13 protein-coding genes and 2 pseudogenes are annotated in these 12355 nt (G+C 58.6%); 9 read left to right on the forward strand and 6 right to left on the reverse strand.

Features of this window, described 5'->3' with window-relative positions; genetic code table 11:
* Positions 1-6 precede the first annotated feature (6 nt).
* The 8 genes from lptC (at position 7) to BZL43_RS25540 (ending at position 5532) form a co-directional block, all read left to right on the forward strand.
* Entirely contained in the window at positions 7-579 is a 573-nt protein-coding gene (gene lptC, locus BZL43_RS25505) for an LPS export ABC transporter periplasmic protein LptC (RefSeq protein WP_095634837.1), read from the forward strand.
* Complete coding sequence (gene lptA, locus BZL43_RS25510) at positions 566-1114, forward strand: lipopolysaccharide transport periplasmic protein LptA (RefSeq protein WP_095634838.1); 549 nt, start codon at positions 566-568, stop codon at positions 1112-1114. The genes lptC and lptA overlap by 14 nt, the downstream gene beginning before the upstream one ends.
* A complete protein-coding gene (gene lptB, locus BZL43_RS25515; RefSeq protein WP_095634839.1) occupies positions 1114-1839 on the forward strand; it encodes an LPS export ABC transporter ATP-binding protein in 726 nt (241 codons plus the stop codon). Before lptA ends, lptB begins: the two co-directional genes overlap by 1 nt.
* Positions 1840-2025: 186 nt before the next feature.
* Positions 2026-3519, forward strand: coding sequence for an RNA polymerase factor sigma-54 (locus BZL43_RS25520; protein WP_095634840.1), 1494 nt, complete (start codon positions 2026-2028; stop codon positions 3517-3519).
* A 79-nt stretch (positions 3520-3598) separates the two neighbouring features.
* Positions 3599-3907, forward strand: coding sequence for a ribosome hibernation-promoting factor, HPF/YfiA family (hpf, locus tag BZL43_RS25525; RefSeq protein WP_003178005.1), 309 nt, complete (start codon positions 3599-3601; stop codon positions 3905-3907).
* A 12-nt stretch (positions 3908-3919) separates the two neighbouring features.
* Positions 3920-4384, forward strand: a complete 465-nt coding sequence (gene ptsN, locus BZL43_RS25530; protein WP_007901530.1) for a PTS IIA-like nitrogen regulatory protein PtsN — start codon at positions 3920-3922, stop codon at positions 4382-4384.
* A gap of 2 nt (positions 4385-4386) precedes the next feature.
* On the forward strand, positions 4387-5244 hold the full coding sequence (gene rapZ / locus BZL43_RS25535; RefSeq protein ID WP_095634841.1) for an RNase adapter RapZ: 858 nt from the start codon (positions 4387-4389) through the stop codon (positions 5242-5244).
* A 15-nt stretch (positions 5245-5259) separates the two neighbouring features.
* Positions 5260-5532 carry an HPr family phosphocarrier protein gene (locus BZL43_RS25540; protein ID WP_095634842.1) on the forward strand — a complete coding sequence of 91 codons (273 nt, stop codon included), beginning with the start codon at positions 5260-5262 and terminating at the stop codon, positions 5530-5532.
* Positions 5533-5637: 105 nt separating this feature from the next.
* Here BZL43_RS25540 and BZL43_RS25545 read toward each other — a convergent pair whose 3' ends face one another.
* From BZL43_RS25545 to pmbA, 5 genes and pseudogenes are all read right to left on the reverse strand, one after another.
* Positions 5638-6531 (reverse strand): ZIP family metal transporter, encoded by an 894-nt coding sequence (locus tag BZL43_RS25545; RefSeq protein ID WP_095634843.1) that lies wholly within the window; start codon positions 6529-6531, stop codon positions 5638-5640.
* A 30-nt stretch (positions 6532-6561) separates the two neighbouring features.
* Positions 6562-6851 (reverse strand): annotated as a pseudogene (locus BZL43_RS25550) (superoxide dismutase); the annotation flags it as partial.
* Positions 6852-6864: 13 nt separating this feature from the next.
* A pseudogene (locus tag BZL43_RS25555) lies at positions 6865-8240 on the reverse strand (class II fumarate hydratase).
* Positions 8233-8628, reverse strand: coding sequence for a FagA protein (locus BZL43_RS25560; protein WP_095634844.1), 396 nt, complete (start codon positions 8626-8628; stop codon positions 8233-8235). The pseudogene BZL43_RS25555 and the gene BZL43_RS25560 overlap by 8 nt, the downstream one beginning before the upstream one ends.
* Positions 8629-8871: 243 nt before the next feature.
* Complete coding sequence (pmbA, locus tag BZL43_RS25565) at positions 8872-10218, reverse strand: metalloprotease PmbA (protein WP_095634845.1); 1347 nt, start codon at positions 10216-10218, stop codon at positions 8872-8874.
* Positions 10219-10326: 108 nt separating this feature from the next.
* Between pmbA and yjgA the strand changes: the two genes are divergently transcribed.
* A complete protein-coding gene (gene yjgA / locus BZL43_RS25570) occupies positions 10327-10851 on the forward strand; it encodes a ribosome biogenesis factor YjgA (RefSeq protein WP_095634846.1) in 525 nt (174 codons plus the stop codon).
* Between the two features lie 53 nt (positions 10852-10904).
* Here yjgA and tldD read toward each other — a convergent pair whose 3' ends face one another.
* Complete coding sequence (gene tldD / locus BZL43_RS25575) at positions 10905-12347, reverse strand: metalloprotease TldD (protein WP_095634847.1); 1443 nt, start codon at positions 12345-12347, stop codon at positions 10905-10907.
* Positions 12348-12355: the final 8 nt, after the last annotated feature.

Here is a 12355-nt window from a genome sequence, read left to right on the forward strand (position 1 = left end):
CCCATCATGCTGAGCAAAAAAATTCGTAACATCCTGGTGTTTGGTTGCATCGCTGCAATTTTTGCGGCGGTCGGCTACTGGAACATCAGCCCGGAACGCTTCCTCGACAAGCCAGTTGTGAAGGTCGATGAAAGCGCGATCGACTATTACGCCATCAACGCCCACAGCGTGCAGTACCTGCCAGACGGCAAACTGCAATACGAGATGACCTCGGACAAGGTCGAACACGTGAAAGCGAGCGAAGTCACGTTGCTGACCAATCCGGACCTGAACATGTTCCGGGGCACCGAATTCCCCTGGCACGTCCAGAGCGAGCGCGGCGAAGTCAACCCGGATGGCACTCAGGTCGAGCTGATTGACTCGGTACGCATTACGCGTTTCGACGAAAAAAACCGCAAAACCCTGATTACTACTACCCGTATGACAGTGTTCCCGCAGGAGCAATATGCGCAGACCGATCAACCCGTTAGAATCGACGGCGCTGGCGGTGTATCGACAGGCAACGGAATGAAAGCGTACTTGAAAGAAAGCAGGATACACCTGCTATCGAACGTAAGAGGACAGTATGAGGCTCGTTAAAACTCTCCCTATTTTGCTCAGTCTGGGCGCAGCACTGGGAAGCGTGAGCGCCTGGGCTCTGCCGAACGATCAAGAGCAGCCTATCCGCATTCAGGCCGACGATGCCCAACTGGACGACAAGAACGGCGTTGCCACCTACAAGGGCGATGTGATCATCACCCAGGGCTCGATGAAGGTCACCGGCAATACCGTGACCATCACCCGCACCCCGGCCGGCGACATCGACGTGGTGACCTCGGTGGGCAACCTCGCCTACTTCGAGCAACTGCAAACGGCGGGCGATACCAAGCCGGTCCAGGGTTATGGCGTAACGATCCAGTACCACGCCTCGCAAAACCGTGTCGTGCTGATCGATCGCGCCAAAGTCATCGATAAGGACAACAACGTCACCCAAGGCGAGAAAATCGTCTACGACACGGCCAAAAAGCTTGCAAGCGCCGGTCGCGCCACGGGTAACAAGGTCACCGAGGCACGTCCTCGCATCGACATGGTGATCCAGCCGAAGAAGAAAACCGACGAGCAAAAGGCCCAGTAATGGCAACTCTGAAAGCTCAGCATCTGGCCAAGAGCTACAAGAGCCGTCAGGTCGTGCGCGACGTCAGCCTGTCCATCGACAGCGGTCAGATCGTCGGCCTGCTTGGCCCTAACGGCGCCGGTAAAACCACCTGTTTCTACATGATTGTCGGCCTGGTACAGGCTGATCAGGGTCGCGTGTTGATCGACGACCTGGACGTCAGCCACCAGCCGATGCACGGTCGTGCGAAGGCGGGTATCGGCTATCTTCCTCAAGAAGCGTCGATCTTCCGCAAACTGTCGGTGGCCGACAACATCATGGCCATCCTCGAGACCCGCAAGGAACTCGACAAGGCCGGTCGTCGCCAAGAGCTGGAAAGCCTGATGCAGGAGTTCCACATTCATCACATCCGCGACAATCTCGGCATGAGCCTGTCCGGTGGCGAACGCCGCCGCGTGGAAATCGCCCGGGCACTGGCTACCAACCCGAAATTCATCCTCCTCGACGAACCCTTCGCCGGCGTGGACCCGATTTCGGTTGGCGATATCAAGCAAATCATCCACCACCTCAAGGCCAAAGGCATTGGCGTGCTGATCACGGACCACAACGTTCGTGAAACCCTGGATATCTGCGAAACCGCCTACATCGTCAACGATGGTCAATTGATCGCTGAAGGTGACTCCGCCACCATCCTCGCCAATGAACTGGTCAAGGAAGTGTATCTGGGCCACGAGTTCCGCCTGTAGGCACCTGAGCTGCCCCGGGTCGTCGAGGGAGCGCTCGCTTCAATAAAAAATCAATAACTTTTTATTGTTACAGCGCTCTAGGCAAACACTTCAGTTTCGGGCATATAATTTGCTTATGTTTGGCGCTTCGGCGCTCTGTAGTGGATGGCGCATGTGCGCCGGCGAATAAGGTGTTAAGCCCCTGCCATGAAACCATCGCTAGTCTTGAGAATGGGCCAGCAGCTGACGATGACACCGCAGCTGCAACAGGCCATCCGCCTGCTCCAATTGTCGACCCTGGACCTGCAACAGGAAATCCAGGAGGCCCTGGAGTCCAATCCGATGCTCGAACGCCAGGAAGAAGGCGACGACTTCGATAACGCCGATCCTTTGGCCGATAGCGCCGAACAGAAACCCAACCCCGATATTCAGGAGCCCTCTTACCAGGAAACCACCCCGACGGTGGACAACCTCGAGGAAGGCGACTGGAACGAACGAATCCCCAACGAATTGCCCGTCGACACAGCCTGGGAGGACGTCTACCAGACCAGCGCCAGCAGCCTGCCGAGCAATGATGACGACGAGTGGGATTTCACCACCCGCACATCGGCCGGTGAAAGCCTGCAAAGCCATTTGCTGTGGCAACTGAACCTGGCACCGATGTCCGACACCGATCGCCTGATCGCAGTGACCCTGATCGATTGCATCAACAATCAGGGTTACCTGGACGAAACCCTCGAGGAAATCCTCGAAGCCTTCGACCCGGAACTGGACATCGAACTGGACGAAATCGAAGCCGTCCTGCACCGCATCCAGCAATTCGAACCCGCCGGCATCGGCGCCCGCAACCTCGGCGAATGCCTGCTGCTGCAACTGCGCCAGTTGTCCGCCAAGACCCCTTGGCTGGCCGAAGCCAAGCGCCTGGTTACCGATTACATCGACCTGCTCGGCAGCCGCGATTACAGCCAGCTGATGCGTCGCATGAAGCTCAAGGAAGATGAACTGCGTCAGGTCATCGAATTGGTCCAGAGCCTCAACCCGCGGCCGGGTTCGCAGATCGAGTCGACTGAAGCCGAATACGTCGTTCCCGACGTGATCGTGCGCAAGGACAACGAACGCTGGCTGGTGGAATTGAATCAGGAATCGGTACCACGCCTGCGGGTCAATGCCCAATACGCCGGTTTCGTGCGTCGCGCCGATACCAGTGCCGACAACACTTTCATGCGTAATCAGCTGCAGGAGGCTCGCTGGTTCATCAAGAGCCTGCAAAGCCGCAATGAAACCCTGATGAAAGTCGCCACCCAGATCGTCGAGCATCAACGCGGCTTTCTCGAGTACGGAGACGAAGCCATGAAGCCGTTGGTGCTGCATGACATCGCCGAAGCAGTCGGCATGCATGAATCGACGATTTCACGGGTGACCACGCAAAAATTCATGCATACCCCGCGGGGCATCTATGAATTGAAATACTTTTTCTCCAGCCACGTCAGCACCTCAGAAGGCGGTGAATGCTCGTCCACAGCCATCCGCGCGATCATCAAAAAACTGGTTGCTGCGGAAAATCAGAAAAAGCCGTTGAGTGACAGCAAGATCGCTGGTTTACTGGAGGCACAAGGCATTCAGGTAGCCCGTCGCACCGTCGCCAAGTACCGCGAATCCCTGGGGATCGCGCCTTCCAGCGAACGGAAGCGGTTGATGTAACCGCCGGGCTGGCCACAGCGTTCCAGTGGCAGGCATTTCTGCCTGCCGCTTTATGCACTGGCAACGAAGGAGAAGCTGTATGCAAGTCAACATCAGTGGACACCAACTGGAAGTGACCGAACCCCTGCGCACCTACATCGGCGAAAAACTCGACCGATTAGAGAGGCATTTCGACAAGATCACCAATGTGCAAGTCACGATGAACGTCGAAAAACTGCTGCAGAAAATCGAAGCCACGCTGCATATTCCCGGCGGAGAAGTGGTCGCCAATGCCGAGCATACGGACATGTATGCCGCCATCGACCTGCTGACCGACAAGCTGGATCGCCAACTCAAAAAGCATAAGGAAAAGACCCAGAGCCTCCTCCAGGGCGCGACCGGTCGTTAACACCCCCAATCCATGATCCGACTAGAAACCATCCTGACCCCCGGCCGTTCCCAAGTGAACGCGCCGGGTGGCAGTAAAAAGAAAGCCCTCGAGCAAATTGCCAACCTTATCCACCGCGAAGTACCGGATCTGGAAATGCAGGACGTCTTCGAGGCCCTGATTGCCCGTGAGAAACTCGGTTCTACCGGTTTCGGCAACGGCATCGCCATTCCCCATTGCCGGCTCAAAGGTTGCACCTCGCCAATCAGTGCGTTGCTGCACCTGGAAGCCCCTATCGATTTCGACGCCATCGACGGTGCCCCGGTTGACCTGCTGTTTGTGTTGCTGGTCCCGGAAGCCGCCACCGATGCTCACCTGGAATTGCTGCGCCAGATCGCCAGCATGCTCGATCGCAAGGAAGTGCGTGAAAAACTGCGCAGCGCCCCGAGCAACGAAGCCTTGTATCAGGTTGTCCTGGACGAGCAGAACGGTCACTAATCATGCGCCTGATCATCGTCAGCGGCCGTTCCGGCTCAGGTAAAAGTACCGCCCTCGACGTGCTCGAGGACAACGGCTATTACTGCATCGACAACTTGCCTGCCGGCTTGCTGCCGGAACTGGCCGAACGCGCGCTGATCCACACCGAACTGGCACAACCGCTGGTGGCCGTGTCCATTGATGCACGCAACCTGCCAAGCCACCTGTCACGGTTCCCCGAATTGCTGGAAGAGGTCCGCAGCCGACATATCCAGTGCGATGTGCTGTATCTGGACGCCGACGAAGAAACCTTGCTCAAGCGCTTTTCGGAAACTCGCCGTCGTCACCCGCTGAGCAGCGCCAATCGTTCGCTGGCGGAGGCGATCCAGGATGAAAGCAATCTGCTGGGGCCTATCGCCGATCTGGCCGACCTCAAGGTCAACACCACCAATCTGAACCTGTATCAGCTACGCGATACCATCAAGTTGCGCCTGCTGAACCAGCCGGAGCCCGGCACTGCGTTCCTGGTGGAATCTTTCGGGTTCAAGCGTGGCATGCCGGTGGACGCCGATCTGGTGTTCGACGTGCGCTGCCTGCCCAACCCTTACTGGAAGCCGGAGCTACGAGCACAGTCCGGGCTCGATCAATCGGTGGCCGAGTACCTGGCGGCACAACCGGACGTCGAAGAGATGTTCCAGGACATTTCTTCGTACTTGCTCAAGTGGCTACCCCGCTTTGCCGCCAGCAATCGCGCCTATGTCACCATTGCCATTGGCTGCACAGGCGGGCATCACCGCTCTGTCTACCTGACTGAACGTCTGGGTCAGGTCCTGCAAAAAACCTTGAAGAACGTCCAGGTCCGCCACCGCGACCTCAGTTAAAGGATTCACATCGCGATGCCTGCTCTGGAAATCGAAATCATCAACAAGCTGGGTTTGCATGCCCGCGCGTCTGCAAAATTCGTGGGTGTGGCGGGTCAGTTTCCTTGCCAGATCAGGGTTGGCCGTACGCCGGAATCAATGATCGACGGCAAAAGCATTATGGCAATGATGATGCTGGCCGCTGGTAAGGGCACCAAAATCCACCTGATTACCGAAGGCGAAAAGGAGCAGGAAGCGCTGGATGCACTGGTGAAGCTGATCAACAATTACTTCGACGAAGGCGAGTAAAAGTCAAAAGATCGCAGCCTCGTTTCACTCGACAGCTCCTACAAGGATCTGCATACAGTAGGAGCTGTCGAGTGAAACGAGGCTGCGATCTTTTGATCCTGTTTTTCAAGCCAGCGCGGTATCCATCACCATCATCAGACAAAACCCGATCAGCAGCCCAAGGCTGGCCAGTTTGTCGTGACCATGGCGGCGCGATTCGGGGATGACTTCCTGAGTCACCACCAGCAACATCGCACCGGCCGCCAGTGCCAAGCCCAAAGGCAACAGCAGTTCGGCCAGGCTCACCAACCAGGCGCATAACAGGGCAAAAACCGGTTCGACCAACCCTGATGCCGCACCGATCAGGAACGCCTTGACCCGCGACATCCCTGCTCCAGCCAACACCAACGCAATGACCAGCCCTTCCGGCACATCCTGCAAGGCGATGCCCATGGCCAGGCTGTCGGCATCAGGCATGCCTCCCCCGGCCGAAACGCCAACCGCCATGCCTTCGGGGATGTTGTGGGCGATGATGGCAAACACAAACAACCAGATCCGCGGTGGAATCACCGATCGCTTCAGTGTCCCCGCGAGCATTTCGGGCGTAGCGCCAGATACTCTGCGATCCACCAGAAACAACCCGAATGCACCCAGCAGAATGCCGAAGCTGATCAGGCCACTGGCCGCCCAAGGCGTCAGCCCGAGATTTTCAGCCGCGGTAATGCCCGGCACGATCAGCGAAAACGCTGTCGCGGCGAGCATCACACCGGCTCCGAAACCGAGCAATAGGTCACTGGCCGCCTGAGGCATCTGCCGAATCACCAGCACCGGCACCGCGCCCAAAGCCGTACCCAGGGCACAAATCGCCCCGCCTTGCAGGGCGCGTTGCAGTCTCGGTTCGAGATCCAGCCAGCTCAGCCCTTGGGCCGCCAATAATGTCATGCCCGCCAGCAGCAACAACGATCCCAGTGCATAACGAAACATTCGTCCACTTCCGACCGCCAGTGTTTCAGTACTCATAGTCAGCCCTGGATTGGTTTTATAGAAGACTTAAACCAGTGCAGCCTGATAACGCGCAGCGACTTCAGGCCAATTGATCACGTTGTAGAACGCATTGAGGTAATCCGGACGACGATTCTGAGAGCACAGGTAATAAGCATGCTCCCAGACGTCCAGGCCAAGGATCGGCGTATTGCCGTTCATCAATGGGCTATCCTGGTTGCCGCTGCTTTCAACGATCAAGGTCTTTTGCGGCGTCATGCTTGGGTCAGCGCAGCTTTCGTGAAGGCCTCCTTGAAGCGGTCGAAACCACCCAGTTGCTCATCGATCGCCTTGGCCAGCGGTGCGCGGTGATTACACGCCGCCTGCGGTGAGCTTCTCTGGGTTGAGCAGTTCTTCCAGTTGGCTGCGTGTAAGGTCGGTGTGCTCCAGAGCGACATCAATCACCGGTCGCCCCTGCCGATAAGCCTGCTTGGCAATCTCGGCGGCTTTTTGGTAACCAATGATCGGGTTGAGTGCCGTGACCAGAATCGGATTGCGCGACAGCGCTTCTTTCAGCCGGGCCTCGTTGACCTTGAAGCTGGCGATAGCCTTGTCGCCCAGCAGACGGCTGGCGTTGGTCAGCAATTGGATACTGCTCAGCAGGTTCTGGGCGATGATCGGCAGCATGACGTTCAGCTCGAAATTGCCCGACTGACCGGCGATGGTGATCACCGTGTCGTTGCCGATCACTTGAGCGGCGACCATTGCGCTGGCTTCCGGGATCACCGGGTTGACCTTGCCAGGCATGATCGACGAACCGGGCTGCAAGGCTTGGAGTTCGATTTCACCAAGCCCGGCCAACGGGCCGGAATTCATCCAGCGCAGGTCGTTGGCGATTTTCATCAAGGAAACCGCTGTGGCCTTGAGCTGCCCTGAAACGCTGACCGCCGTATCCTGCGAGCCGATCAGCGCAAACAGGTCCTTGCCCGGCGTGAACTGAACCTGGGTCAGTTGGCTGAGTTGCTGGCTGAAATGCGCCGCAAATTGCGGATGCGCATTGATCCCGGTGCCCACCGCCGTACCGCCCTGGGCCAGCGATTGCAGACTCGGCAGCAGATCCTGCAGGTGACCGATATTGGCCTTGAGCTGTTGCGCCCAGCCATTGAGCACCTGACTCATGCGCACCGGCATGGCGTCCATCAAATGGGTACGCCCGGTTTTGACGAATGGATGAACCTGCTCGGCTTTGTGCTCGATGACCTGCACCAGATGCACCAGCGCCGGCAGCAATTGCTCATGCAAACTCAATGCAGCGCTGATGTGGATGGTGGTCGGGATGATGTCGTTGCTGCTTTGGCCGCAGTTGACGTGATCGTTGGGATCCACCGGCTCACCCAACAAGCGGCTGGCCAGGGTGGCAATCACTTCGTTGGCGTTCATGTTGGGCTGGTGCCGGAACCGGTCTGGAAGATGTCCACCGGGAAATGCTGCATGAAATCACCTTCGAGCAGGCCTTGGGCGGCGTCGACGATCGCCTTGCCCCGGGATTCGCTGATCTGCTTGAGCTCGACGTTGGCGCGGGCGGCCGCAGCCTTGACCAGAATCAGCGCCCGGATGAATTGCATGGGCATCGGTTGGCCGCTGATCGGGAAGTTATCCACTGCGCGCTGGGTTTGCGCGCCATAGAGCGCATCAACCGGGACCTGAAGTTCGCCCATGCTGTCGCGTTCAATACGTGTGTTATTCATCAGCAGATCCTTGCACCAGTTCTATGAGAGGGATGGAGGGTTGCAACTCGCAGGTGGCCAGTTGCCAGGCGTAGCTTTGCCAGCGCTTGAGGCGGCAGCCGCAGAGTGATTGCCGTTCAAGATCGCGCAATGGCCGCCAGGCTTGATCCAGACACAGGCTGCGCCAGTGCCAGGGCAGCGCGACATCGGCGGCAGTGTCGAGCAATAAACGGAAGGAGGTTTCGGCGATGGTCCAGGGAGAAGTGGCCGTGCAACACGCCAGATACCGCCCTTCGGCCAGGTAATGTTCGATCAGGCGCGGCTCATCAGGGACCATGGCGCAACGGATCTGGCGACTCATCCAGCGCCAGCTTTCGAGGTAAGGCTGCTCGTGCAAGGCAGAACTCATAATCCGGCTCACTCGGTAATGAGATTTATTATTAGATGATAATGAGAACCAAAACAAGCACAACGAAACACGGAAATCCTTGTGGGAGCGGGCTTGCCCGCGATGACGTTTGAAGATTTAACATCGATATCGACTGAAATGACGCTATCGCGGCAAGCCCGCTCCCACAGGATCTGTGTTGCGCCCCATAAAAAAGGCGCGCCATCCGATAGATGGCGCGCCTTTTTGTGCAGCAGTCGGAGGTTAGCTACCCGCCACCGTCATCCGCTCGATCAATACCGACCCGGTGCGAATGTTGCTGCGCAATTCCAGGTCATTACCGACTGCAATAATTTGCTTGAACATGTCACGCATGTTGCCGGCGATGGTCACCTCCTGCACCGCGAACTGTATTTCGCCGTTCTCGACCCAGAAACCCGCCGCGCCACGGGAGTAATCGCCAGTGACCATATTCAGGCCCTGCCCCATCAATTCGGTGACCAGCAAGCCACGGCCCATGCGCCGTAGCAAGGCGGCCTGATCTTCGTCGCCATGGGTGACGAACAGGTTGTGCACGCCGCCGGCGTTGGCGGTGCTCGGCATGCCTAGCTTGCGGCCGGAGTAAGTGCCGAGTACGTAGGACACCAACTCGCCCTTCTCCACGAAGGGTTTGGCGTAGGTGGCCAGGCCATCGCCATCGAACGCCGAACTGCCCAGGGCGCGCATCAAATGCGGACGTTCATCGATGGTCAGCCATTCCGGGAACAGCTTCTGCCCCAGCGTGCCTTCCAGGAACGAGGATTTGCGGTACAGACTGCCGCCGGAGATCGCCGACAGGAAACTGCCGAACAAACCACCGGCCAGTTCCGCGGAAAACAGCACCGGCACTTCGCAGGTCGGTACCGGACGCGCCCCCAGACGGCTCGCCGCCCGTTGCGCGGCACGCTGGCCGATGCTCTCTGGAGAGGCCAGCAAATTGCCCTGACGGTTTACGTCATACCAGTAATCGCGCTGCATTTGCCCATCGGCTTCGGCGATCATCACGCAACTGAGACTGTGACGAGTCGACGCGTAACCACCGATAAAACCGTGGCTGTTACCGTAAACCCGGCAGCCTTGGTGAGTGCTGAGGGTGGTGCCGTCGGCATTCTTGATCCGGTTGTCGGCGGCAAACGCCGCCGCTTCACAGGCCAGGGCCTGCTCGATGGCTTGCTCCGGGGTAATGTCCCATTGATGGAACAGGTCGAAATCCTGCAGATCCTTGGCCATCAGTGCGGCATCCGCCAGGCCCGAGGCTTCGTCTTCAGAGGTGTGCTTGGCAATGGCCAGGGCGGCGGCGACGGTTTCGCGAATCGCATCCGAACCACTGGCCGAAGTGCTGGCCGACCCTTTGCGCTGGCCTACGTACAAGGTGATGCCAAAGCCCTGATCGCGATTGAACTCAACGGTTTCGACTTCCCGTTGACGCACCGTGGTCGACAGGCCCTGCTCCAGCGACACGGCCACTTCACAGGCACTGGCGCCCTGGCGCTTGGCTTCAGCGATGATCTGCTCGACTTGTTCTTGCAGTGCCGGCAACGCTTGTGGGCCGACGCTTTCAACTGCACTCATGCTGTTCTCCACTCAAATTCTGCTTTCGGCTGGGGCCTTCGAGCGACCGGGCCGGACAAGCGGCCCCCGACTGGTTATCATGGCGGCGTTTCTTTGCGGACGGCCACCATGGTTGATTCTTACGACGACTCCCTCGATACGGGAGAAAAAAGCAAATCCCAGGTTAAACGCGAGCTGCATGCGCTGGTTGACCTTGGCGAGCGTCTTACAACGCTCAAGCCTGACTTGCTGGCAAAACTGCCATTGACCGACGCTATGCGCCGGGCCCTGGCCGATGCGCCCAAGCACACCGCGAATATCGCGCGTAAACGGCACCTTATGTTCATCGGCAAACTGATGCGCGATCAGGACACTGAAGCCATTCTGACTCTGCTCGATCAACTGGATGCCTCCACTCGGCAGTACAACGAACGTTTCCATGGCCTGGAACGCTGGCGCGATCGCTTGATCGCGGGCGACGATGCAGTTCTGGAGAAGTTCATGCTCGACTACCCGGAAGCTGATCGTCAGCAATTGCGCTCCCTGATCCGTCAGGCCCAGCACGAACTGGCGACCAACAAGCCACCGGCTTCGAGCCGTAAAATCTTCAAGTACATCCGTCAGCTGGACGAGACTCAACGCGGTCTGCGCTAACGTCCCGCATCCCCTGTAGGAGCAGCCTGCGGCGGCTCCTACAGGAGATATTTTCACGCCCCTGTGCCACCCACAGTAATCGCATCAATCTTCAGCGTTGGCTGGCCGACACCCACCGGCACCGACTGCCCATCCTTGCCACAGGTTCCCACACCGCTGTCTAGCGCCAGATCGTTACCGACCATCGACACCTTGCTCATGGCTTCCGGGCCATTGCCGATCAACGTCGCGCCTTTGACCGGGGCAGTAATCTTGCCGTCTTCGATCAGGTACGCCTCACTGGTGGAGAACACGAACTTGCCGCTGGTGATATCCACCTGGCCACCGCCGAGGTTGGCGCAATAGATGCCTTTTTTCACCGAGGCGATGATTTCCGCCGGGTCGCTTTCGCCACCGAGCATGTAAGTGTTGGTCATGCGCGGCATCGGCAGATGCGCATAGGATTCCCGACGCCCGTTACCGGTGCGGGCCACGCCCATCAGGCGCGCATTGAGCTTGTCCTGCATATAACCTTTGAGCACGCCGTTTTCGATCAGCGTGGTGCACTCGGTCGGCGTGCCTTCGTCGTCGACGCTCAGCGAACCGCGGCGCCCGGCGAGGGTCCCGTCATCGACGATGGTGCATAGCTTCGATGCAACCATCTCGCCCATGCGCCCGCTGTAGGCCGAACTGCCCTTGCGGTTGAAATCGCCTTCCAGGCCATGGCCGACGGCTTCGTGCAGTAACACGCCGGACCAACCCGACCCCAGGACCACCGGCAATGTACCCGCCGGGGCCGGGATCGCTTCCAGATTTACCAGCGCCTGACGCAATGCTTCGCGGGCATAGCCCATGGCACGGTCGTCGCTGAGGAAATAGCGGTAATCGGTACGACCGCCACCGCCATGACCACCGCGCTCACGACGGCCATTCTGCTCGACGATCACGCTGACGTTGAAACGCACCAGCGGTCGTACATCCGCCGCCAGGCCGCCATCGGTGGAAGCAATCAAAATCCGCTCCCAGACCCCGGCCATGCTCACGGTGACTTGCTGGATACGCGGGTCGAGGGCACGGGTCGCCACGTCAATACGCTTGAGCAGCTCGACTTTCTCGGCACGGGTCATCACTTCCAGCGGATTATCCGGCCCGTACAATTGGGTGACATCCTGGGTAGTGAACGCCTGCACGGTACCGTTCTGCCCGGCCCGGGAGATCGAACGGGCTGCACGGGCCGCCGCGCCCAGCGCTTCAAGGGTGATCGCATTGCTGTAGGCGAAACCGGTCTTCTCACCCGATTGCGCACGCACGCCGACACCCTGGTCAAGATTGAAGCTGCCTTCCTTGACGATGCCGTCTTCCAGCGCCCAGGATTCGGAAATCTGCCCCTGGAAATACAGGTCGGCGGCATCGATGCCCGGGCCGGCCAGATCGCCGAGCACACCTTGCAGGCTCTCGATCGTTACGCCGCCGGGCGCCAGGAGGTGTTCACTGACGGAGGACAACAACTCGCTCATATGCTTTT

It is taken from the genome of Pseudomonas sp. PICF141, assembly GCF_002286815.1.
In the GTDB taxonomy this organism is placed as follows: Bacteria; Pseudomonadota; Gammaproteobacteria; order Pseudomonadales; family Pseudomonadaceae; genus Aquipseudomonas.